This is a genomic window from Rothia uropygialis, assembly GCF_004137765.1.
In the GTDB taxonomy this organism is placed as follows: domain Bacteria; phylum Actinomycetota; class Actinomycetes; order Actinomycetales; family Micrococcaceae; genus Rothia.
Window position 1 is genome coordinate 266,444 of record NZ_NOIS01000002.1, and the last position, 22,861, is coordinate 289,304.

The following is a 22,861-nucleotide window of genomic DNA, read 5'->3' on the forward strand; positions in this document are numbered from 1 at the left end:
CGTTGTTGTTGCGAGCGCACCACGAGACTTTGCCGAATGCGCACGAAGCCCATGTCACTCACGCTTCAGCGAGTTGAAACTCACGTCAACGCTTTAGACTGGGTGCACGGAACGCAAGGCCGTCATGGCGCGAACTGACCTGGAGGACTCAGAACATGATCTCACGCACGTGGCGCCCGGTCGCGGGAGCGGTCGTGGTCTTGTGCGTTCTTCCCAGTGTGCTCAGTGGATGTGGTCTGTTGGACGCCGCCAACAAAGCGAGCGAATCCGAAGAGTCGCCCAAGCCGACCTCCTCTCCTTCGCAATCCGACCGGAAGGTTCCGCTGTACTGGCTCGGAAATACCGGTAAATCTTCGTACTTGTACCGTGAGTACAGGGATTACCAGGCGGACGATGCCGCATCGTCGGGCGACGTGGTGGCGACCGCGGTGTCCATGCTGACGAGAGTCCAGCCCAGCGACCCGGACTATCACAATCCGTGGAAGCCCGCGCAGTCCGTAGGATCGTCGATGTCCACGGATGGGACTTTGACGCTCAACGTTTCATCCGACATCTTTGACCATTCATTGTCCGGCGACGAAGCAAATCTCGCGGTCCAACAACTGATTTACACGGCGACGGCCGCCGCGGCTGCGGGCGGCATAGCCAATGCGGGACCGACGATGAAGGTCATCATCCTGGTCGATGGGCACCGAGGGTACCGCTTCGGGCAGCAGACGTTGGGGCAGCCGATGGTCCGAGACGACGCCGTCGCGGCCCCTCTCTGGATCATCGACCCGGAACAAGACGTGGTGTCGACATCGAACCTCAGTGTGAAAATGGTTGCTACCAATGTGGCTTCCAGGGTGTACTGGGACATCCGCAAGAACGGTTCCGAAGTAGCGGCCGGCGACGAAGAACTCTCCGGCAGCGAATCCGGTCTCCAGGAGATTCAATTCAGCAAAACACTCTCCCCCGGTGATTACACGATCCGTATCTATATCCGTACGAAGGATCTTCGCGACCCGGGGCTGGCCGTATCGGACCAGGATGTCAGCCTCTACGATGACCACCAGTTCAAGATCAGAGACTAGGGGCTCTCAGCGCCAGGGTCCGATCATCGCGTTGATGACCGCGATCGCCGCTGCCCCCGCCGTCGAGCTCCTCAGGACATCCGTGCCCAGTACCGCGCACTGAGCACCTGCTTGCTCCAGTGTCTCGACCTCGTGAGGGGATATCCCGCCTTCCGGGCCCACAACGACGAAGGTGCGGCCGGAATCAGCGCCATTATTCGCCGTCTGGGCCGAATCAAGGTACTCCACGAGGCTCACCGCGGCTTCCTCATGGAGCACGACCATCCGGTCCCCTTGCTCCATGAGCCGGGAGACCTGGGAGGTCGCGAGCAATTCACCGACGTGAGGGACCAAAGAGCGCCTGGCCTGCTTGGCCGCCGCCGATACCGTCTTGACCCATTTCGCGTGGGCTTTCGCCGCGCGGTCGGCCTTCCATCGCACAATGCTTCGCTCGGCCTGCCACGGGATGATCGCGCTGGCGCCCAGTTCGGTGGCCATTTCGACTGCCATGAGGTCGCGGTCGCCCTTGGCAAGCGCCTGGACCAACACGACCGAACTGGATGGGTCTTCGAGCGGCCCTGACACGACGGACACGGCCAGACCATCAGGAAGGATTTCTCCGACGACACCGCAGACGCGATGACCGCGTCCATCAACCAGGTCGAGGGGTTCTCCCACGCCGAGTCGTTTCACGGTCTTGGCGTGGTGCCCCTCCGAACCCACTAATTCGTAAGACTCCCCGGGGGTCAAGGATCCGATGTCTTGCGGTTCGACGTAGAAAACGGGGTGTGTCATGGAAGCCGGTCAGTCCTGGAAGCGGTCCCGCAGGCGCGAGAAGAATCCGAGTCCCGTGTTCTGCATCGTCTCGCCGACGACGTCGTCCTCTCCCCGGAGCTCGGCAAGCTTGCGCAACAGTTCCCGTTGCTCGTCGTTGATCTTCGAAGGCGTTTCGACCTCAAAATGAACAACGATGTTGCCGCGTCCGGTACCGCGGAGCTTGGTGACGCCCAGGTCCCGAAGCGTGGTCGTCTGACCGGTCTGGGTTCCGGGTTTGACCGTGACGTCCTGTGTGCCGTCGAAGGTTTCCAGGCTAATGGTGGTGCCCAACGCTGCCGCGGTCATGGGCACCGTCATGGTGGCGTGGAGGTCATCCCCTTCGCGCGTAAAGGTTTCGTCCGGGTTCACGCGGAGCTCGACGTAGAGGTCCCCGTTCGGTCCACCCCCGGTTCCGGCTTCGCCTTCGCCGCTGAGTCGAATTCTCGTACCGGTCGAAACGCCAGCCGGGATCTTGAGGGTCAGCGGCTTGCGCTGACGCACTCGGCCCTCGCCGTAGCATTCGGGGCACGGGTGCTTGATGACCGTGCCGAAGCCTCGGCAACTGGGGCACTCGGCCGTGGTGACGACATTGCCAAGAATGGACTGGACCTGACGCTGAATATGACCTTGCCCGTGGCAGACGTCGCAGGTTTCGGGCTCGGTGCCCTTCTCGGTTCCTTTCCCCTCGCACAGGGAGCAGGTCACGGCGGTATCCACGGTGACTTCTTTTTCTGTGCCGAACACGGCGTCCCGCAGGTTGACCCGTACGTTGATGAGGGCGTCCTGGCCTTGACGCACACGGCTTTCCGGGCCGCGAGGTCCGCCGGCGCCCTGGAAGAACGTTTCGAAGATATCCGAGAAGCCGAAGCCGCTGCCGGGGAAACCGCCGCCATAACCGGTGTTATTGCCGTTCTCGTTCCCCGTGGTGTCATACACGCGGCGCTTGTCCGGGTCCGAGAGGATGTCGTGGGCGTGGGAGACACGCTTGAATTCCTCCGCCGCCTCGGGCGAAGGGTTCACATCCGGATGCAAGGTGCGCGCCTTCTTGCGGTACGCTTTCTTGATTTCTTCTGGACTGGCGTCTCGCGAGACGCCGAGAGTCTGGTAGTGGTCGCTCACTGATGTTCCTTGATCTGCGGTCGGAAACCGCCTGGGTTCCAATTCGTCAACGGCTGTGTGCGCGGATTTATTCGTTCAAGATGCGGGAGAGGTACCGCGCGACGGCCCTCACCGCGGACATGGTGCCTGGATAATCCATTCGTGTCGGCCCGACGATGCCCAATTTCGAGGCGAGCTGCGGCCCGTACCCCGTCGCAATCACGGATGCGTCAGACAGCGGGGTGTCCGAATTCTCCCGCCCGATCCGGACGGAGACGCCCCTGGCGTCCTCACCGATTTCGGAAAGCAACCGCAACATGACGACTTGCTCTTCCAGTACGTCGAGGATGGGTGCGATGCTGCGGTTGAAGTCGTCCGTGGACTCCGCGAGATAGGAAGTACCCGCCATGAGCAGGCGTTCTTCCTGCTCGCCTCGACCCAGGATAGTCACCATTCCGGCAAGAATCCTGGCCGAAGCACGATGCGCTGGCTCACATTCTGCGATCGCGGGCACCAGCGAAGCCTCCAAATCCCCCACGGGGCGGTCCAGGATCGCGTCGAGGAAGCTGCGACGAATTCCTTTCAACGTCTCTTCCGAGAGTTCCTCAGGGATCTCGACGACGCGCTGGCCGACTCCGCCTCGAGTCGTGATCATGACAACCAGAACGAATCGCGGAGCCATGGTCACCAGTTCAAGATGCCGGACTTTCGCCCCGGTCCGGGTCGGGTACTGGACAAGTGCAACCTGCCGCGTCAATTGGGATAGCAGACGGACAGTCTTTTCCATCATCTGATCGACATCGTCTGAGGAGTCCAAGAAACTCGTGATCGCCCGACGTTCCGCGACGGACAGCGGCTTGATCGATGCGATCTGATCCACGAATGCGCGGTACCCCTTGTCCGTGGGTATTCGACCTGCACTTGCGTGGGGGGCCATGATCATTCCGGCATCTTCCAGGGCGGCCATGTCATTACGGACGGTCGCGCTGGAGACACCGAGTTTGTGGCGGTCGACCAAGGCTTTTGAACCGACGGGCTCACGCGAGTGCACGTAGTCCTCGACGATCGCGCTCAGGACATCGAGCCGGCGTGGCTTGTTCACGGTCTCGCCCTCCTCGCAAAATCCTGACTGTAGATGGTTCGTGGTAGGAGCCAATTGGCACTCCCCCGGTCCGACTGCTAAGTCTACGCCGCATGTCGGCTGTCGAAAAACGCACCGCAGGATGCTCAGCTCTCGGCGGAGAGGCTATATTGGCGACGGGCTGCGCGCCCGCATCTTGGAAATTTTTGGACCACAGAACAGGAAGTTGCATGGATCGCTACGGATGGGGCCCGCAGGAACTGGGCAGCGCCGGATTGAGCAACCAGCCCCCCGAGCCCCGTGACCTGGAAGTCCGAAAGGACATGGTCATCGAGGAGGTCCAATCCGGGTGGGTGGGCGCGGCGGTGAGCTTGCAGTCGATCGGCGGCCAACGCGTGGTCGGGCTCGAGGACCGCCATGGATCTGTCCGGTCTTTCCCTCTGGGACATGGGTTCCTGTACGAAGGCGAGCCCGTGCACCTCGTGCCTCCCCGTGCGCGAACGTCATCGAAGCCCCAACGTACGCGTTCGGGTTCGCTCGCGGTCCCGGGAGCCAAGGCCAGAAAAGCGCGGGCATCGCGCATGCTGGTCGAAGGCCTGCACGACGCGGAGTTGATCGAGAAGGTGTGGGGAGATGACCTTCGCATCGAGGGCATCGTCGTCGAACCGATGCATGGCTTGGACCATGTCTCCGACATCATCCGAGAATTCGAGCCCGGTCCCGAGCGGAGATTGGGAATCCTCGCGGACCATTTGGTCACGGGCAGCAAAGAATCAAGACTTGCCGAGCAGGCCATGAAGGTACCGGGTTCCCGAGGCAACGTATTGTTCGTCGGTCATCCGTATGTGGACGTGTGGGAGTCCGTGAAGCCGAAGGCCGTGGGCCTCCGCGAATGGCCCCAGGTCCCTCGCGGTGAAGACTGGAAAACCGGAATCCTCCGGAGAATCGGATGGCCTCACGAAACGCCTGCACAGCGAGCGGTGGCGTGGAAGAAGATCCTTGCCAGCGTCAATACCTATGCGGACTTGGACCCGGGAATTCTGGGCCCGGTTGAACACATCATCGATTTTCTGACGGCGACGCCCGGCGCCGCGTAAAGGCCTGCCTCGGCCCCAGAGCCTTGGCACCGAACCGCAATCCGTGGCAGTGTAACGGTAAGCACGTACCCGTTTGGTTCAACTAATCGGTAATATTTGGAATCGCGTCCTTGACGCTTTCATGTCTGCCCGAAAGAAAAGGCGAGGTTTTGACGACCACTTCCACCGATAAGAGACCCCCGTTCGAAGGTGTGTCCGCGACTCCGGAGCCTCTTAGCGTCAAAGACGATCGTTCGATGGCCACGATGGCCCACTTCGGCGGTGTCGTAGGTTGCGTTCCGGCCGCGATCATCTACGCAACCTTGCGGGCACGTGGCCGCTTCACCGCTCAAGAGGCTCGCGAGGCCCTGAATTTCACGTTGCTGCCGTCGGTGGTCGTCGTGGTGAGCGTCGCGCTCTCGGTGGTTCCCGGGATCGGCTGGATCTTTGGGCTGATCGCGGCCGCTGTATGGGTTTACCTGGCGGTTTCCTCGCTCATTGCGGGAATCAGGGTGAACCGGGGCAATCCGTACCAGTACCACTACAACACGCGCGCCTTCGATTGGTTCTCCCGCCGCCGGCGGCGCTGAACGCCACCGACAAGTCTCAGGCCGTCAGATCACGCACGACCGCGTCGCCCAGAAGACGTCCTTGGAGCGTCAGAAGTACGGTGCCGCCGTCGAGGGCTGCCTGGTCGATGAGTCCTTGATCTGCCAGCCACGAGGTTCGTTCACGACCGTCAGTCCTCAGACTCGACAACGGCAAACCGTCGCGGATTCTGGCCGCCAGCATCACATTTTCCATATAGCGAGTGTCCTCGTCGAGGATCTCCCGAGCCGCCGCCGGTGAATCTTGGGCTCGCACTCGTTGCGCGTAAGGCAGCGGATGTTTCACATTCCACCAGCGCGTCCCGTTGACGTGGGAATGCGCTCCCGGGCCGATCCCCCACCAGTCCTGATTGCGCCAGTAAGCCAGATTGTGGCTGGACCGTGTTTCGACGGATCGAGACCAGTTCGACACTTCGTACCAACCGTATCCGGCTTCCTCGAATAAACTGCTGGCCAGGAGATACATATCTGCTTGCTGGTCGTCGTCGACCGCCGTGTAGACGCCTCTCGCGATCTGCGCCGCCAACTTGGTGCCCGGCTCAACGATCAGGGAATAAGCGGAAATGTGGTCCGGTTCATAGCTGATCGCGGCCTCGACGGAAGTCCGCCACTCCTCGAGTGTCTCCCCGGGGGCGCCGGAGATCAGATCCACGGATACTTCCAAACCGATTTCCCGCGCCCACCGAACCACTATGGGCACGTTGGACGGCTCATGGGTTCGGTCCAGGATCCCGAGAACCCGTGGAACCGCGGACTGCATCCCGAAGGAAACTCGTGTGAAACCCGCTTGCTTGAGGGCAACGAGGTCTTCCCGCTCGACCGAATCCGGATTCGCTTCCGTAGTGACTTCGGCTCCGGGCGCCAAGCCAAACGTTTCGACGGCAGTTCGGAGGATCTCAACCAGGTCGTCGGTCGGAATACGCGTCGGGGTGCCCCCACCGAAAAATACGGAGTGAAGAGGGCGCTGCTTCACCCCCGAGGCCTGCAAAACCTCGCGAGCAAAATACAGCTCTCGCAGGGCATCTTGCGCATACGTCAGACGGCCCACGCCCTCGCCGAAGTCTTCTTTGGCGTAGGTATTGAAATCGCAGTATCCACAGCGAACGGAACAGTACGGCACGTGGACATAGAGGCTCAACGTCCGTCCTTCGGCTTGCCGCAGGACGGACGGCGGCAGGAGGCCGTCGCGAGGGGCCGGATCGCCGGTTGGCTGAGCAGGACTCACTTTTTCGGTTTGTCCTTGGCCTCGTCGGAGGAGCTGAGAGCTGCGACGAAGGCTTCTTGGGGCACTTCCACACGACCGATCGTCTTCATGCGTTTCTTGCCCTCCTTCTGCTTTTCCAGCAATTTCCGTTTGCGGGAAATGTCGCCGCCGTAGCACTTGGACAAAACGTCCTTGCGGATGGCTCGGATGTTTTCTCGGGCAATGATGCGCGATCCGATGGCCGCCTGAATCGGAACCTCGAACTGTTGCCTGGGAATGAGTTCCTTAAGCTTCGAGGCCATGGACACGCCGTAGGAATAGGCCTTGTCCCGGTGCGTAATCGCCGAGAAGGCGTCAACACGCTCGCCTTGGAGAAGAATGTCCACCTTCACCAGGTCCGATTCCTGCTGACCGTCCAACTTCCAGTCCAGGGAAGCGTAGCCACGGGTCCGGGACTTGAGGTGGTCGAAGAAGTCGAACACGATTTCGGCGAGTGGCAATCGGTAGCGCAGCTCCACACGTTCCTGCGACAGATAGTCCATTCCGCCGATCTGGCCGCGTCTGGATTGACACAATTCCATGATGGCGCCGACGAATTCGCTCGGCGAGATGATCGTGATCGCGACCATGGGTTCCGCGATGGTCTCCAGTTTCCCTTCGGGGAATTCGCTGGGGCTCGTGACGCGCAGGTAGGAACCGTCCTCCGCGACGACGTCGTAGATGACGTTGGGTGCCGTGGAGATCAGGTCAAGGTTGAACTCTCGTTCCAAGCGTTCACGAATGATTTCCAGGTGGAGAAGCCCGAGGAACCCGCAACGGAAACCGAATCCCAGGGCGGCCGACGTCTCCGGCTCGTAAACGAGGGCGGCGTCGTTGAGTTTGAGCTTGTCCAGCGCGTCACGGAGTACGGGGTAGTCCGATCCGTCGATGGGAAACAACCCCGAGAAGACCATCGGTTTGGGATCTTCGTACCCACCGAGTGATTCTTGTGCGGGTTTCCGGCCATCCGTGACGGTATCCCCGACGCGTGACTGGCGAACGTCCTTGACTCCCGTGATGAGGTAACCGACCTCCCCGACCCCGAGGCCTTCGGTCGGCTTCGGTTCGGGAGATATCACGCCGATTTCCAGGAGTTCGTGTTCGGCGCCCGTCGACATCATGGCAATGCGTTGGCGCGGTGCGAGCTTGCCATCGACGACGCGCACGTAGGTGACAACTCCCCTGTACGAGTCGTACACGGAGTCAAAGATCATGGCACGTGCCGGAGCCTCCGGATCCCCCTGAGGAGCCGGGATCTCCCGGACAATTCTGTCCAGAAGATCCTCAACGCCTTCTCCGGTTTTGCCAGAGACCCTCAGGACGTCCTCGGGCTGGCCACCGATGAGGTTCGCGATTTCCTCGGCATATTTGTCAGGCTGCGCTGCGGGCAAGTCGATTTTGTTCAGGACCGGAATGATCGCTAGATCGTTTTCCATGGCCAGGTAAAGGTTGGCCAATGTTTGGGCCTCGATCCCCTGGGCCGCGTCCACCAGGAGCAATGCGCCTTCGCACGCTGCCAGGGAGCGAGAAACCTCGTAGGTGAAGTCGACGTGTCCGGGCGTATCGATCATGTTGAGCGCGTAGGACGACCCGTCCAGTTCCCAGGGCATTCGGACGGCCTGGGACTTGATGGTAATTCCGCGTTCGCGCTCGATGTCCATTCTGTCCAGGTACTGGGCCTTCATCTGACGAGGCGTGACGACCCCAGTCGCCTGGAGCATACGGTCAGCGAGAGTCGACTTGCCGTGGTCGATGTGGGCGATGATGCAAAAGTTCCGAAGGATGCTCGGATCGGTTGCGGCGGGCCGTGGGGCCTGACTCGCCTGAGGTGCCACGGAAGACTTCCTTTCCTGGGTGTACGCACACGTGTGCCGGTCAATGACCAAGTTTCCCACGTTTTCGCGTGGGGCGCGAAGTTCTCGCCTAAGCTGGAGGACATGAATGTCGACGGGTACACGATCAACCGCATTTTCCGGCTGACGAGGCGTGTCTTTCGCCAGGTTCGAAAAGCGCAGAATGCTTCAAACAGAACGCCATCAGGTCCCGCTACAGGGAACCGGGCCTCACGCGATGCGTCGGGCTACAAGGGAGACTATCGCGGTCGCTTAAGAGCTGACTACGCGCCGAATCCGAATGGCCGCCCGGATCCCGGGGAAATAGTCTGGACCTGGGTCCCGTTCGAAGAAGACTATTCAAAAGGCAAAGACCGTCCGGTTCTTCTGGTGGGCCGCGATGGAGAGGACCTCTTGGGGTTGATGCTGACCAGCAAAGACCACAACAACACCCACGAGCACGATGACCGATACGTGGACATCGGTTCCGGACCGTGGGATCCACAATCACGCCCGTCGGAGATCAAACTCGACCGCATCATCAGGGTGGATCCGGACAATGTGCGACGCGAGGGGGCTTCCCTGGACCGTCGGACGTTCGATCTGGTGGTCTCCGCGGTGAATTCCCGCCCGTAGAACGCGTTTCCGGGATTCCGGCATGTACTTTGTGCTCGACTGCCGCGGCAGATGCTGCGTGGTCCAGCTCATTGCGTGTCCACCCTGGCCCGAGTCATTCGGCTCTGATAAACTCGATAGTTGTGTGTCCGATGGTCATCGGGCACTGCGGGCCGGATTGCCATAGGTATCCCCACGCCGCTCAGTCAAGATCCGGCTCGTTTGCCCTCACTGACCTATTAGACAAAACAGAAAGTTTTTACGTGGCTAACATCAAGTCTCAGAAGAAGCGCATCCTGACTAACGAGAAGGCGCGCCTACGCAACAACGCTTACAAGTCGGAGTTGCGTACCGCCGTCCGCAAAGTCAATGCTGCTGTTGAAGCCGGCAACAAGGAAGAGGCTCAAGAAGCTCTTCGCTTCGTCGGCAAAAAGTTCGACAAGGCTGTTAGCAAGGGAGTTCTTCACAAGAACAACGCTGCTAACAAGAAGTCGAGTCTCAGCAAGCGTGTCAACGCTCTGTCTTAGTCTGCAGCTAGAGAAGTGAGTCGAAAGGCCCCTCCATTCGGAGGGGCCTTTCGTTTTCTCCGACCAGGCGCTTCGCCCTACCTGGAGCCTGCCGTGGACAGCGCCAGGACCGCCCGTTCCAAGGCATAAACCGGATCTTGGGCCTCACCCTTGACTTGGGCATCCGCTGCGGCGAGGCTCCTGATCACTTGGCTCAGTGCTTCCGAACTGAACCGCCGTGAGTCGCGTTGTGCTTGTTCGATCTGCCACGGGGCCAGTCCCAGCGATTTGGCCAGGGTATTCGGGGTTTCCCTCCGGCCGTGGACCTGCGCTATGTGCCGGACACGAGCGGCAATGGCTCCGACCAAAGGGACCGGGTCGACTCCCGAATCCAGCGCCTGTCTCAGGGACCGAAGGGCGAAACCGCTGTTGCCGCTGACCGCGGCATCCGCGACCTTGAAAGCAGTCACCTCAACTCGTCCGCCGTAGTATTTCTCCACGACTTGATCCGTGACGGTAGCAGGCCCGTCCGCTATCAGTTGGTGGCTGGCCGCGGCGAGCTCGGAGACATCGCTGCCGGCCGCGGCAATGAGCATGCGGGCCGCATCGGGCTCGATGCGACGCTGATCGGCCCGGAAAGTCTGGTACACGAAATCCGTCTTGTCCCGGTCCGTTTTGAGGGGTTTGCACTCGACCACGGGAGCTCGAGACTTCCTCACAGCGTCGATCAATCTCTTCCCGCGGTTGCCTCCCCCGTGGTGGAGAATCACGACTGACTCCGGGTCAGGAGACTCGACGTACGGGATAGCCTCGGCGAGGAACTCGTCGTTCATCTTCTCGAGTTCGCTGACCACGACGACACGAGCGTCTCCGAAGAGCGAAGGACTCGTGGCCATGGCCAGAGAACCGGGGGTGTAGTCCTTCCCGGAAAGCTCGTGGACCTCAACCTCGCCGCGGCCTTCGCGTACCGCCGCCACGAGCCGCCGCCTCGCCTGGGACGCGAAGTACTCTTCGGGCCCATAGAGCAGGACGACAGGCGCGGGCTCGACTTCGCGCCAATTCGGGCCGCCCGAGGAATCGCGGGCTGATCTACGTGGGGGCACAGGGTTTCTCCATGAGGCGAACGGTGGTGCAATGCGGGTGGTGAAAAGTCACGAGGTCGATTCACAAGCAAGCGCGCGAACCTCCCCCAGGTCATCCTCCATACTAGTTCCCCCGGCCGGATCCAGGCGAAAGGTCAGGATGACGCAAAAGACACTCAATGCAGCGGATGCGGCTATCGCGAACAGGCCGGATCCGATTTGGATTCGGGAAACCGGCCAGGAGGAGATCGTCCTGGCTACGATGTCGATCCAGCAGGCCCCCACCCCGGCGCACGTCACGAGACAGTCGGCCAAACCGGGGACCATGGGCAGGCTAGTCGCCAGAATTCCGCACAAGGTGGTTGCGGGGACAACAGGAGCCACGGCGAGATTCGCGACCACGGTGTAGATGCTCCAGTATCCGGATAAACACACCAGAATGGGCGCGCACCACAGAGTAGCGACAACCGTCATGGCCGCGAGGTCTGCAATTAGACGAGGCAAGAACCCGGCAAACACACGGCACAACGGCGGACCTTGGACGAGAATTCCAGCGGTTGCGAGAACGGAGAGCACAAATCCGACGTTCGTGGCCATCTGGTGATCAGCGCACAACAGCCCCACGATGGTGGCCCACAATGCTGAACCGGCTGTGCCCGCTCTACCCAGGATCATCGCGGTCCCTCCGATGATTCCCATCGAGGCGGCCCGAAGAATCGAGGGGTCCATCCCCACAAGGCTCACGTATCCCCACACGGCGCCGATACCCGCAAGAATCGTGAGACACCGTGGAGACTTGGTCCAGCGGACAGTGTGAACACCGATCATGAAAACGAGACCCACATTCGAACCGGACACGGCCGTGAGATGAGTCAGTCCGGCGGTTCTGAGCGCCTGCCGAGACCCTTCTGAAAGACCCGCATCGTCCCCATAAGACATACCTGTGGTCAGTGCGGCGGCGTCGGAAGCCAGTAGCCTCTCGGTACGGTCCGACATTGCCTTCCGCAACCGACCAGCCCACCCTTTGGGTGAATGGTCCACGGGAGAGTCGCCACGTATCAGTCCATCCTCGGCAAGAATGCGGAGCCGGAATCGGCCGTCTTCCGCCATGTTTATTCGAGCGATCACGCCCTGGGCGGACGGCGACGTTCCGAAGCTACGGTTTTCTTTCTCAGAATCCCGACCCGTCACGGGTCTGAACACCGTGACCTTTTCCAATCCGTGCACCACTGCGTTCTGTCCCTCTACGGCCACAAGGTTCGCTTCGTTCACACGACTCGTCGAGAAACTCGTCTCCACGAACCGTTCCTCGGAAACCGGGATGACGACGCACCGGACTACGAGATCGCGGTCGGCGGCTTCTCTCAAAGTTCGGATCATATCCTGAGACGAAGGAACAGCGAACCAGAGGACCGCGCCCGCGGCCAGGCAGACGCTGCATGTTCCGGCTAGAACCGCAGACACCCGGCCCGCGGGCCCACGATGTCCTCTCTCGCGCACAAGGGCACCCGCTCCGGAAACCAAACCGGCGCACAAGACCGCCACGCTGCACGTGGCGTGGACCGGATGATGGCTCTCCGCCCAGAGGGCCGTTGCCCATGCCCCAATGGCTGCCGGAAGCAACCGAAAATCCAGATGCGGGCCCGTCTTCACACGGTCACCAGCGGTTCCAAGGCCTGCATCAGCGCCGGACCTATACCCGGCACCGCGTCGAGATCGGATGTGGAACGGAACGGTCCGTGTTCGCTCCGCCAATCCACAATCCGCTGGGCGAGCTTAGGCCCTACCTTGGGCAGCGTCTGCAGATCGTTGACGGTTGCTCGGTTCAGGTCGATCTTCCCCGATGCGGTCGGACCACTTTTCGCGGCGGAGCCATTCGCCCCGGGGCCGCCCGAAGAAGCCTCCGAATCGGATCCCCTCTCGGTGCCGCTCGCCAGATGTTCCGCCTCGTCATGTGACAAGACCTTGATCTGCTGTCCGGTACGGACCGGCTCCGCGAGATTCAGAGAATCAAGGGCCGCATCCGGTGCAGGCCCGCCCGCGGCTTGGACAGCGTCATTGGTCAGGGATCCCTCAGGCACGCGGACCAGACCGGGCCGGGCAACGGCACCCACCACATGAACCGTGACCGAGCCTGCGCTGTCACCGCCGTCGCGCTCGGCAGCCTGCCCTTTGGACAACTGACCATCCGCGTCGGCGGCGGAAATCCGGTCCGGGTCAAGAGGAGATGCCGTTCCCGAAACCATGACCGAAACCTGACCAGGTGCCCCGGCACGGGGAAAGACGAGCAACGCAACCAGAATTCCCAGAGCCACCAGGACGAAGGCACCTGCGAGAGCTCGCGGCGAAGGAGAAAACCGCGTCCGCGCAACATGGTGCGCGCCCGCTGCCTCCGCTTCGGCAACCTCCGGGCCCACAGTAGACGAGCCGGCCTCATCCTCAGCGGGCTCTCCCTCGGCGGTTCGACGATCACATGATCGAGCGATCATCGCGTTGAGTCTTTCCCGAGCTTCAGGAGAGCCTATACGGCGTGCCGTGAGCGTTCGACGTCGAAGAACGGTGCCGCCTTCATCATATGTGTTCCGCTTTCTGGCCCCTTTATGGTGTTGCATGCGCACATCGTACGGACTGAGAGTACGTCTGCCTTCGGCTCACCACGTTGGAAACGCGGGGACTGTGGAAGGCCCCACCGTGAGCGGGAAATTTACCGCCCTGTGGGCGAGAGCCCCGGGACCAGGCTGGAGGGAACGCTCACGGCGCATACGGGCCCGAGCCCCGCGTGGACCGCCAGAACCGGGGGCACGGTCGAGCGCATCACCTGAGCTGCCTCTCCGAACCGGGTCCGGACCCTTTCGGAAAGCAGCTCGGCCAGAGGCCGGCCATAGAAATCCTGGATCGCGACGACGGCCCGCCCAGTAGGGCGACCCGAAATCCGTGTGTCCTCGGCTATGGTTCGCTCCGCCTCGTCCAGGACCAGCTCAACCATCCGCTTGATGGCCGCCGCTTCTTGGCGCGGACGTTCCAAGTACTTGAGCTTGCCGTCGGCAATGGTCGCGATAGGTCGTATCTGGAACATTTGTCCGACGACGGCCAGACTTTTGGGTATTCTCCCGCTTTTGGCCAGCGCATCGAGATTCGGGACGTAGAAAAGCATGTGCGCAATTTCGCAAGCGTGAAGAGCCGCCTTCTCGACTTCGGCCGGACCGGCCCCGGCCCTCGCCGCATCTCGGGCCGCCGCGACCGCGAACCCTTGGCCCATCGCCGCACTTCGAGAATCGATCACCGATACGGGAACGGAGGCTTGCCGGGCGCTGGCCCGTGCGGAGTCGACGGTTCCGGACAACTCGGCAGAGAGATGAACCGAGACGATATGTTCGTACCCTTGGGTCGCGAGGCTCTCGTAAACAGAGGCGAAAGCACCAGGTGAAGGCCGCGACGTCGTCATTCTTCGGCCTTCGGCCGTCGCAACGACCAATCGCTCTTGGACACCGGGATCGTCGTTGTCCGTGTAGATCTGGTCGCCGATCATCAAGGGCAATGAAATGCAGGCGAAACCTCCGGCCTGGACCCATTCCTTGGTCACGCAAGGGGCGAGCCCCGCCGCCGAATCCGTGACAACGGCAACTCGGGTGCGGCGCTCGCGTCCTGACGTCATGGTAAAACCTTAGACCACGATGTTGACGAGTTTCGGCTGCCGAACGATGACCTTGCGAATCGGTGCGTCGGCCAGGTGCTTCTTGACCGCCTCGTCTCCGAGCGCGAGCTCCTCGAGCGCATCCGCAGTGATGTCCTTGGACACCTCGAGGCGCGCACGCACCTTGCCCTTGATCTGGACTATCGCGGTCACGGTGTCCTCGACGAGCAGCGCGGGATCGACCTCCGGCCACCCTGCGGTCAGCACAGGATTCTCATGACCGAGTTGGTGCCACAAATCTTCCGCGGTATACGGGGCGTACAGGGATAGCAGCACAGCAACTGCTTCGGTCGCTTCGACAACCGCCGGGTCCGAAGCTCCGGGACCGGAATCGATCGCCTTGCGAGTCGCGTTGACCAATTCCATGGTCTTGGCGACGACGACATTGAATTTGTGCGATTCCAAAGCCTGTTCGGCATCGTGAATTATTTTATGAGTTACTCGTCGGAGAGCGTCGTCCCCAGGAGCAACGTCGTGTGTGGTTGCAGAGACATCCTGTCCCAGTCGCCACGCACGGGCCAAGAATTTGCCCGCGCCACCGGGTGATACGTCTGCCCAGTCGACGTCGTCCTCCGGCGGAGAGGCGAAAACCATGGTGGTGCGGACCGCGTCGACGCCGTATTCGTTGAGCTGTTCGCCTAAGTCGACGCCGTTGCCCAAGGACTTGGACATGGCTTTGCCCTGGTTGAGCACCTGCCCTTGGTTCAGCAGTGCCCGGAACGGCTCGTCGTAGTCCAAATACCCGAGGTCCCGGATCACCTTGACGAAGAACCGCGAATACAACAAGTGCAGAATTGCGTGTTCGACACCGCCCACGTACTGGTCCACAGGCTCCCACTTGCGGAGCTCTTCGGGGTCGAAAGCCGCCGTATCAAGGTTCGGCGAGGCGAAGCGTAAGAAGTACCACGAGGAATCCACGAAAGTGTCCATCGTGTCGGTGTCCCGCTGGGCGGGTCCGGAACAGTTCGGGCACTCGACATTGACCCAATCGGTCGCGGCCGCCAGAGGCGACTGACCTTTGGGTGCAAGGTCTTCGCCCTTGAGATCCGACGGCAGACGTACCGGCAACTGGTCTTCGGGAACGGGGACTTCACCGCATGCCGGGCAGTGAATGATCGGGATCGGGGCGCCCCAGAACCGCTGACGTGACAAGAGCCAATCACGGAGGCGGAAGATCGTCTGGCCTTCGCCGTCTCCCTCTGCTTCGAGCAATTCGATCGCGTGCGAAATCGCGTCTTCCTTCGACAGGCCGTCCAAAGGACCCGAGTTGACAAGGGTTCCGCTGCCTCCGGTGGCTTGTCCTGTCTCGTTCGGGTCGGCTTCGCCCGTCTCCACGACGACCCGTACCGGGAGGTCGAAGGTACGTGCGAAGTCGAGGTCCCGCTGATCATGTGCCGGCACGGCCATGATGGCACCGGTGCCGTAATCGGCGAGGACATAATCCGATGCCCAGATCGGAAGTTCCTCACGAGTCAACGGATTGATCGCGTACCGGCCGATGAACACGCCAGTTTTCGGACGATCGCTCGACTGACGCTCGATGTCGGAGAAAGACTTGACTTCTTCACGGTATGCATTCAGAGCCGATGCGTGCTCCTCGGTGACCAGATCCAAAGCGAGTTGGGAATCCGCGGCCACAACGAAGAATGTGTTGCCATAGAGGGTGTCCGGACGCGTGGTGAAAACTGAGAGCTCGTCGGCGGGCTTGTCGCCGGAGGATTTGACCGAAAAACGCACCTGAGCGCCTTCCGAGCGTCCAATCCAGTTGCGTTGCATGGCCAGGACACGATCCGGCCAGTTGCCCTCCAACTGCTCCATGTCGTCCAGGAGCTCCTGCGCGTACTCGGTGATCTTGAAGTACCACTGGTTGAGGGACTTCTTGGTGACCTGGGTTCCGCATCGTTCGCACGCGCCGTTGATGACTTGTTCATTGGCCAACACGGTTTGGTCCTTGGGGCACCAATTGACGGGAGAGTCCTTCCGGTACGCCAGGCCCTTGCTGTAGAACTGTTCGAAAAGCCACTGCGTCCAGCGGTAGTACTCGGGATCCGAGGTGTGCAGGCGCCGGGACCAGTCCACGGCAATTCCGTACCTCTTGAACGACGCGGCCTGGGTTTCGATGTTCTTGTAGGTCCACTCCGCGGGATGCGTGTTGTTCTTGATCGCCGCATTCTCCGCGGGCAGCCCGAAGGAGTCCCACCCGATGGGGTGGAGAACGTCATAGCCTTTCTGCATCCAGTAGCGCGTGACGACGTCGCCCATCGCGAAGGCTTCCGCGTGACCCATGTGAAGGTCACCAGACGGGTACGGGAACATGTCCAAAACGTATTTGCGCTCTTTAGAACCGTCGTCGAGCGGAGCGAAGACATTCTCACGCTCCCAGTAGTCCGCCCACGTGGCCTCCATCGAGGCGAAATCGTAGGATTTCTCCTCGGCGGCGTCTCGTGAGGGATTCTCTCCAACCGTTTGCGGCACAGTGTTTCCTTTGCGCTTGTGAGTGGTGTCAGTCCGTGGCCAGGGCGCGCCCCCGTTAGGACATCTCATCAGGGATGCATTCAGTCTAACGCGTTGGCGCGTCGAGACCTGATTCGCTTGTAAGGTGAAGATCGGTTGCCCGAACCTCACCCGAGGTTATCCTTTTCAACCCCCAGGAGCCCATTGTGCGCCGTTCCCAGACAATATCCTCCACGTCGGTTTTCGAGGAGGCGCCGGCTGGGGGCCGGTTTCCGCGGGAGGACAGCTTTCATCATGACGGCGCCCGGATGCGCTATTGGACCTATTCTCGGGTTGATCAGGAACAACGACGATTCGACCCCGTTCTGGTCCTCGTGCATGGTTTCCGGGGAGACCACCACGGGCTCGCGCTGATTGCGGAAGCGCTGTCCGCGCGGTGGGATGTCGTGGTCCCCGATTTGCCCGGATTTGGCAGATCGGAAGCTCTCACGAGCCAGAGACATACTGCCGGGGCCTACGCGCTCGCGGTGGCCGATCTTCTCACGCGCTGGGGCGATCGACCGGTGATCCTCGTGGGGCATTCTTTCGGCTCCGTGATTGCCGCCAAGGTTGCGGCCTTGGGTCTCCCCCGCGTCATGGGCCTCGCTCTGATCAACCCCATCTGCGAGCCAGCTTTGGACTCGTCGGCCAAGATACCGTCCCTCGCGGCCTCGCTCTTTTATCGGGTGTGCACCGCGCTGCCCGAACCGCTCGGCAACGCACTGGTGCGTTCTTCCGTGGTAACTCGTGTTTCTTCGATCCTCATGATGAAAACCCCTGACCGCACGCTCCGTCGTTTCATCAACGGGCAGCACGATGCGTACTTCGGCAGCTTCGCTTCCCGTGCGGTCGTCCTCGAGGCCTATGAGTCCTCGATCCGGGACACGGTCCTGGACTCGGCCCCCGACGTAACCGTACCGACGTTGCTCGTAGCAGCCGAGAAGGATGACCTGGGTTCGATTCCGGGCCAGGAGAAACTCGCGGACCTGTTCGGTGACGCCCGTCTTGACGTGATACCCGACGTCGGGCATCTGATCCACTACGAGACTCCACGCAGGGCCGCCGCAATGATCGACGGATTCGCCGAAGAACTCAAACCCGTCGGTGCTCACGACGGTCGAACCGAGAACGCGAAGGAATTCAGCAGATGAACCAGGATTCCGGGGAAGAAACCGACGTGAAACTGCTCGTCGATGCCCGCTACGTTCGGTCGACCCACGACGGGATCAGTCGTTACACGGCGAGCCTTCTGCACAGCCTTGCTCGCTGCGCCGAATCCAATGAATACCCCGGTCTGCACGTGGCCATGCTCGTCAGCGACGAGTCGACCTTGACTCAGCTGCCTGACCTGCCCCATGTGAGGGGCTTCTCCCCGACCGGTCCTCTCGAGCCGCTCAGTGCTCTGGCCGTCAACCGGTACCGTCCGGACGTCGTGTTCTCCCCCATGCAGACCATGGGTTCCTGGGGCCGCAAATACCGTTTGATCCTGACGCTGCACGACCTGATCTACTACGACCACCCGGAGCCACCGGCGTTCCTTCCTGCGCCGGTACGATGGGGATGGCGCCTCTTCCACCGGTCATATGTCCCACAGCGGCTGCTTCTCAATAGAGCCGACGCCGTCGCGACCGTCAGTGAGACGACGGCCCGACTCATCGTGGAACACGCGCTGACGAGAAAACCGGTAACCGTCATACCGAATGCGCCGCCAGAAGGCGTGCGGCCGTCGGTCCAGCAGGCGGTCGCCGGTATTCGGAAGCGACGCAAGACCCTGCTCTACATGGGCTCGGCGATGCCCTACAAGGGTGTGGACCTTCTGATCCGGGGCATGGAGCTCCTTCCCGACTACGAGCTCCACCTCTTGTCCCGCTATGATCCCCGGCGGCGGGTCGAACTCGAGAACCTGGTCCCCAAGGGATCACGCGTCATTTTCCACGACGGTGTTTCCGATGAGGAATATTCGGAGATGCTCACCACATGTACCGCACTCGTGACGGCGAGCTCGGCCGAAGGGTACGGGCTACCGGTGGCCGAAGCGGCCGCAGAAGGTACAGCCCGCATCGTCTCGGACATTCCCATTTTTCGGGAAATCGCGCCCAACGCGCACCACATCGACTTTTCGAAAGAACACGAGTTCGCCGAGTCGGTTCGTGCGCTCGAGGATCCCGAGACCTATCGTGCGGCCGTTGCCGGTTCCCTGGAGGATGCCGCCCGATACAGCTGGAATATCTCCGCCCGCCGTCTCGTCGATCTCGCGATGAACCTGAAGCACCAGTAACGGGCGTTCCGGAAGCTATCAGAATACGTCGAGGGCGTCGCAACGGATTTGGACAGATTCGTATTTGCGGGACGCCGAGAATGCCGCCCTTGTGCCCCTCAGCAGTTCCGTGACCCGCGAGGCGATCCCGTATGCCATGAAAATAATGGCCCGGTATTCGTCGTCCTCGTCGTCGTCGCTCGTCGGAACAGGGTCGATGAGACGCAGGGCCGGGGGCGTACCCACGGTCGGCAAATCAAGTGCCCGGACGAATTCTTCGACCGCGATCCGTGGACCCGTAATAGCGGCCGTACGGACAGCAGGGGGAAGACCGAGCTCGTGGCGCTCCGCCAACTCGCGAGCGGCAAATCCCGCAGGGTCCCACCTGACCAACGCCGCAAGTGCCGCAGAGTCCTCGGCCGTGCAGATCACTTGGCCGCCATTGTCCCGAGAGGTCACCAACGAACACGCGTTCATCCAGCGTCTGAGCACTTGTTCGGAGACCCGAAGTGAATCACGGGCCAGCATTCGGTCGCCGTCCAGAAGGAGAGCGGCCCTGTACCCCCCGACGGCGCGAGGTTCGGCTCCCGGGGTTGCCACGACCAGAGCCGGCTGGTCGCTGACCGAATCCTTGACGTTTTCTCCGCTCGAATTCACCACCGGCACCTGTGGGAAAGCACGGCCCAGTTCTTCTGCCGTGCGCAGAGCCCCCACCGTGGTCAGCCGCCATCGACCGTGTCCGCATTCGGAACAACTCCACTCGGAGACGCCTCGGTGGCACCACCGGCACACCGCCTGAGAACGTGAATCCTTGTCCAGGCTCAGCGGACCCATGCAATGCGGGCAGCGCGCGGAGGCCCTGCACCTTTGGCAAGCCAGCGACGGGGCGTATCCGGTACGAGCCACCTGAATGAGCACAGGGCCGTGGCTCAGCGCTTCCCGGGCGACCTGATACGCGAGGTGAGGGATTCTGGCGAGTGCCGCCATGGGATCCCGCTCTCGTGTGAAAGAATCCGAGGTCGCCCGAATCAACGGCGAGTGCGACCTGAGATCGTCGCGCTTCGGCGCCACGGGTAGAGCCCACCGCGTCTGCACCAGGCGCTCGCCCTCCGGCGTGACCGCGTAGCCCAGGAAGATCGCCGAGCATTCCTGGAGCTGTGCGCGCAGAAGCAGTACGTCTCGCGCGTTGCAGTAGGGGGCCTGACGCTCGACGAGGTTCTCGTCCCCATCGTCGAAGCAGGCGAGAAGGCCGAGGTCCGGAACCGGTGCGAATGCCGCCGACCTAGTGCCGATAACCACCCAGGCCTGGCCGGAAAGGGCCTTGAGGAATGAGCTGTACCGGGCCATGAGCCCGGAACCGTTGCTCAGGCGAGCGATCTTGTCCGCGTCCACGAGCCGATTCAGTGCACTCTCCAACCGGTCCAGCGCGGGATTGTCCGGTACGACGACGACGGCGCGTTTCCCCGAGGACAGAGTGGCCGCGCATGCCCGGGCCGTCAGCGCGGCCCAGTCATGGGATGCGGAAGGTGCTACGGCGACGACTCGTCGAACCGGATCGCCCGAAGGCTCGGCAAGCTGCTGCAGCATCCGGGTCCCGCCGGCGTACAGGGCCCATCCCTGGCCGGTCTCGTCGTCGTCTTCCGTCCCCCAGGCGGGTCCGGGGATCTGTGCAGGAACGCAGACCTGTGTATCCGGTTTCTGCTCGTCGTTGCCGTGGGAGGTCTTCTTCTGCGGTTCGATCCCCAAAACATCCCGTTCGAACTTCTTCTCGGGTCTGACTGCACGGGGAGGCACAGCCAGGCGCAAAACATCCGAGTTCAGTCCTGCGTACCGGCTCGCGACAGCCTGAATGAGTTCCCACATCTCTGGGGCCAGCGCGCGGACCGGGGAGACGACCTCGCGGAGAGGCTGGAGAGAAACATGAGATTCGCTCTGCTGGCACCTCTCGATAAGCCAGGCCACGGTCTCGCGTCCGTGGAACTTGATGCGTACACGAGTGCCGGGCTGGGCCGTGTCGCTCAGGTGGGACGGCACCGAATAGTCAAAGAGTCTGTCCAGGTGCGGCACGCGAGTATCGATCGCAACGCGGGCCACGGGCCGATCCGTGGCCAGAATGACTCCGCCCATTTCTCGAGCATTGGCTCTCGTGTCTTGTTCCCATCCTTCCAGCCCCGGAAGGACTCCCTCCGGATGGTCTTCCATATTTACAGGGCAGACCTCAGAGCATCGACGCGGTCGGTCCTTTCCCATGTGAACTCAGGCTCGTCACGGCCGAAGTGACCGTGTGCTGCGGTTTTGGCGTAGATTGGGCGACGCAGGTCCAAGTCGTTGATGATGGCCAGAGGCCGCAAGTCGAAGACCTCATTGATGGCTTTCTCGATCCGGACCGGGTCCTCGTGATGGGTTCCGAAGGTCTCGACGTACAAGCCGACGGGACGCGCCCGACCGATGGCGTAGGCGACTTGGACCTCGACGCGGTCCGCCAACCCCGCCGCGACCACGTTCTTGGCGATCCAGCGCATTGCATAAGCCGCAGACCGGTCCACCTTGGACGGGTCCTTGCCGGAAAACGCACCCCCGCCGTGGCGCGACATTCCCCCGTACGTGTCCACGATGATCTTGCGTCCGGTCAATCCGGCGTCGCCCACGGGCCCGCCCTGAACGAACTGACCCGCCGGGTTGATGATGAAATCTGCCGTGCTGGTGTCCAGGTCGAGATCTTCGAGAACGGGGTCGATGACGAACCTTTGGACCTCATCCTTGAGGCTGTCCAGGGAGTACTTCTCGCCGTGCTGGGTCGAGAGCACAACCGTATCCACGGATACGGGCGTATGACCGTCATAACCCAGCGTGACCTGGGTTTTGCCGTCCGGGCGAAGACCGGGCAGAACCCCGTCCTTGCGGACCTTGGTGAGCCGCTCGGACAGACGGTGCGCGATCCAGATCGGCGCGGGCATCAGAGCTTTCGTCTCGTTGGTCGCATAACCGAACATGAGCCCTTGGTCGCCGGCGCCCTGAAGATCCAGAGCATCTTCGGCGACTCCGGTGCGCTGCTCCAACGATGTGTACACGCCCGAGTTGATGTCCGGTGACTGCTCGCCGATCGATACGGAGACTCCGCAGAAATCCCCGTCGAATCCACGCGTCGACGAGTCGTACCCGATCTCCAGAATGGTGTCTCGCACGATCTTGGGGATCTCGACGTAAGCGGTGGTGGTCACCTCGCCGGCAACCATGACCTGCCCTGTGGTCACCATGGTCTCCACAGCTACATTCGCCGCCGGATCGTCGGTCAGTAGAGCATCAAGGATCGAGTCGGAAATCTGGTCGCAGATTTTGTCGGGATGCCCCTCAGTTACGGACTCTGAGGTGAAGAGACGGAGATGCTGATTATCGTTGGAAGTCACG

19 protein-coding genes are annotated in these 22,861 nt (G+C 61.6%); 7 read left to right on the plus strand and 12 right to left on the minus strand.

What is annotated here, in order from left to right; translation table 11 throughout:
- Nucleotides 1-155 precede the first annotated feature (155 nt).
- Entirely contained in the window at nt 156-1,073 is a 918-nt protein-coding gene (locus EWV35_RS04820) for a GerMN domain-containing protein (protein ID WP_129658663.1), read from the plus strand.
- A gap of 6 nt (nt 1,074-1,079) precedes the next feature.
- Here EWV35_RS04820 and EWV35_RS04825 read toward each other — a convergent pair whose 3' ends face one another.
- From EWV35_RS04825 to hrcA, 3 genes are all read right to left on the minus strand, one after another.
- Nucleotides 1,080-1,847 carry a 16S rRNA (uracil(1498)-N(3))-methyltransferase gene (locus EWV35_RS04825; RefSeq protein ID WP_129658665.1) on the minus strand — a complete coding sequence of 256 codons (768 nt, stop codon included), beginning with the start codon at nt 1,845-1,847 and terminating at the stop codon, nt 1,080-1,082.
- A 9-nt stretch (nt 1,848-1,856) separates the two neighbouring features.
- Complete coding sequence (dnaJ, locus tag EWV35_RS04830; RefSeq protein WP_129658667.1) at nt 1,857-2,987, minus strand: molecular chaperone DnaJ; 1,131 nt, start codon at nt 2,985-2,987, stop codon at nt 1,857-1,859.
- A 67-nt stretch (nt 2,988-3,054) separates the two neighbouring features.
- The gene (hrcA, locus tag EWV35_RS04835) at nt 3,055-4,068 is read right to left on the minus strand and encodes a heat-inducible transcriptional repressor HrcA (RefSeq protein ID WP_129658669.1); all 1,014 of its coding nucleotides are present in this window, start codon (nt 4,066-4,068) and stop codon (nt 3,055-3,057) included.
- Between the two features lie 209 nt (nt 4,069-4,277).
- Here hrcA and EWV35_RS04840 point away from each other — a divergent pair, with 209 nt between their 5' ends.
- Together EWV35_RS04840 and EWV35_RS04845 are read left to right on the plus strand one after the other, a co-directional pair.
- Nucleotides 4,278-5,144, plus strand: coding sequence for a DUF3097 family protein (locus tag EWV35_RS04840; RefSeq protein WP_129658671.1), 867 nt, complete (start codon nt 4,278-4,280; stop codon nt 5,142-5,144).
- A 149-nt stretch (nt 5,145-5,293) separates the two neighbouring features.
- On the plus strand, nt 5,294-5,713 hold the full coding sequence (locus EWV35_RS04845) for a DUF4870 domain-containing protein (RefSeq protein WP_238654160.1): 420 nt from the start codon (nt 5,294-5,296) through the stop codon (nt 5,711-5,713).
- Between the two features lie 16 nt (nt 5,714-5,729).
- Here the strand turns inward: EWV35_RS04845 and hemW are convergent, their stop codons facing one another.
- Complete coding sequence (gene hemW / locus EWV35_RS04850) at nt 5,730-6,956, minus strand: radical SAM family heme chaperone HemW (protein ID WP_129658673.1); 1,227 nt, start codon at nt 6,954-6,956, stop codon at nt 5,730-5,732.
- On the minus strand, nt 6,953-8,809 hold the full coding sequence (gene lepA, locus EWV35_RS04855; protein WP_129658675.1) for a translation elongation factor 4: 1,857 nt from the start codon (nt 8,807-8,809) through the stop codon (nt 6,953-6,955). The genes hemW and lepA overlap by 4 nt, the downstream gene beginning before the upstream one ends.
- Before the next feature lie 102 nt (nt 8,810-8,911).
- Here lepA and EWV35_RS04860 point away from each other — a divergent pair, with 102 nt between their 5' ends.
- Together EWV35_RS04860 and rpsT are read left to right on the plus strand one after the other, a co-directional pair.
- Nucleotides 8,912-9,442 (plus strand): type II toxin-antitoxin system PemK/MazF family toxin, encoded by a 531-nt coding sequence (locus EWV35_RS04860; protein ID WP_129659570.1) that lies wholly within the window; start codon nt 8,912-8,914, stop codon nt 9,440-9,442.
- Nucleotides 9,443-9,684: 242 nt separating this feature from the next.
- A complete protein-coding gene (gene rpsT, locus EWV35_RS04865) occupies nt 9,685-9,948 on the plus strand; it encodes a 30S ribosomal protein S20 (protein ID WP_129359619.1) in 264 nt (87 codons plus the stop codon).
- Nucleotides 9,949-10,025: 77 nt separating this feature from the next.
- Here rpsT and holA read toward each other — a convergent pair whose 3' ends face one another.
- From holA to leuS, 5 genes are all read right to left on the minus strand, one after another.
- Entirely contained in the window at nt 10,026-11,030 is a 1,005-nt protein-coding gene (gene holA / locus EWV35_RS04870) for a DNA polymerase III subunit delta (RefSeq protein ID WP_129658677.1), read from the minus strand.
- 48 nt (nt 11,031-11,078) lie between these two features.
- Entirely contained in the window at nt 11,079-12,389 is a 1,311-nt protein-coding gene (locus EWV35_RS04875; RefSeq protein WP_129658679.1) for a ComEC/Rec2 family competence protein, read from the minus strand.
- A 269-nt stretch (nt 12,390-12,658) separates the two neighbouring features.
- Nucleotides 12,659-13,621, minus strand: a complete 963-nt coding sequence (locus EWV35_RS04880; protein ID WP_129658682.1) for a ComEA family DNA-binding protein — start codon at nt 13,619-13,621, stop codon at nt 12,659-12,661.
- Nucleotides 13,622-13,713: 92 nt separating this feature from the next.
- Entirely contained in the window at nt 13,714-14,664 is a 951-nt protein-coding gene (locus EWV35_RS04885; protein WP_129658684.1) for a DegV family protein, read from the minus strand.
- A 9-nt stretch (nt 14,665-14,673) separates the two neighbouring features.
- Nucleotides 14,674-17,247, minus strand: coding sequence for a leucine--tRNA ligase (gene leuS, locus EWV35_RS04890; RefSeq protein WP_129658686.1), 2,574 nt, complete (start codon nt 17,245-17,247; stop codon nt 14,674-14,676).
- Between the two features lie 218 nt (nt 17,248-17,465).
- Here leuS and EWV35_RS04895 point away from each other — a divergent pair, with 218 nt between their 5' ends.
- Nucleotides 17,466-18,347, plus strand: coding sequence for an alpha/beta fold hydrolase (locus EWV35_RS04895; RefSeq protein ID WP_129658688.1), 882 nt, complete (start codon nt 17,466-17,468; stop codon nt 18,345-18,347).
- A 26-nt stretch (nt 18,348-18,373) separates the two neighbouring features.
- Nucleotides 18,374-19,474 (plus strand): glycosyltransferase family 4 protein, encoded by a 1,101-nt coding sequence (locus tag EWV35_RS04900; protein WP_129659573.1) that lies wholly within the window; start codon nt 18,374-18,376, stop codon nt 19,472-19,474.
- Nucleotides 19,475-19,492: 18 nt separating this feature from the next.
- Here the strand turns inward: EWV35_RS04900 and EWV35_RS04905 are convergent, their stop codons facing one another.
- On the minus strand, nt 19,493-21,655 hold the full coding sequence (locus tag EWV35_RS04905) for a primosomal protein N' (RefSeq protein ID WP_165168351.1): 2,163 nt from the start codon (nt 21,653-21,655) through the stop codon (nt 19,493-19,495).
- Between the two features lie 2 nt (nt 21,656-21,657).
- Entirely contained in the window at nt 21,658-22,860 is a 1,203-nt protein-coding gene (metK, locus tag EWV35_RS04910) for a methionine adenosyltransferase (RefSeq protein WP_129359610.1), read from the minus strand.
- Nucleotide 22,861: the final 1 nt, after the last annotated feature.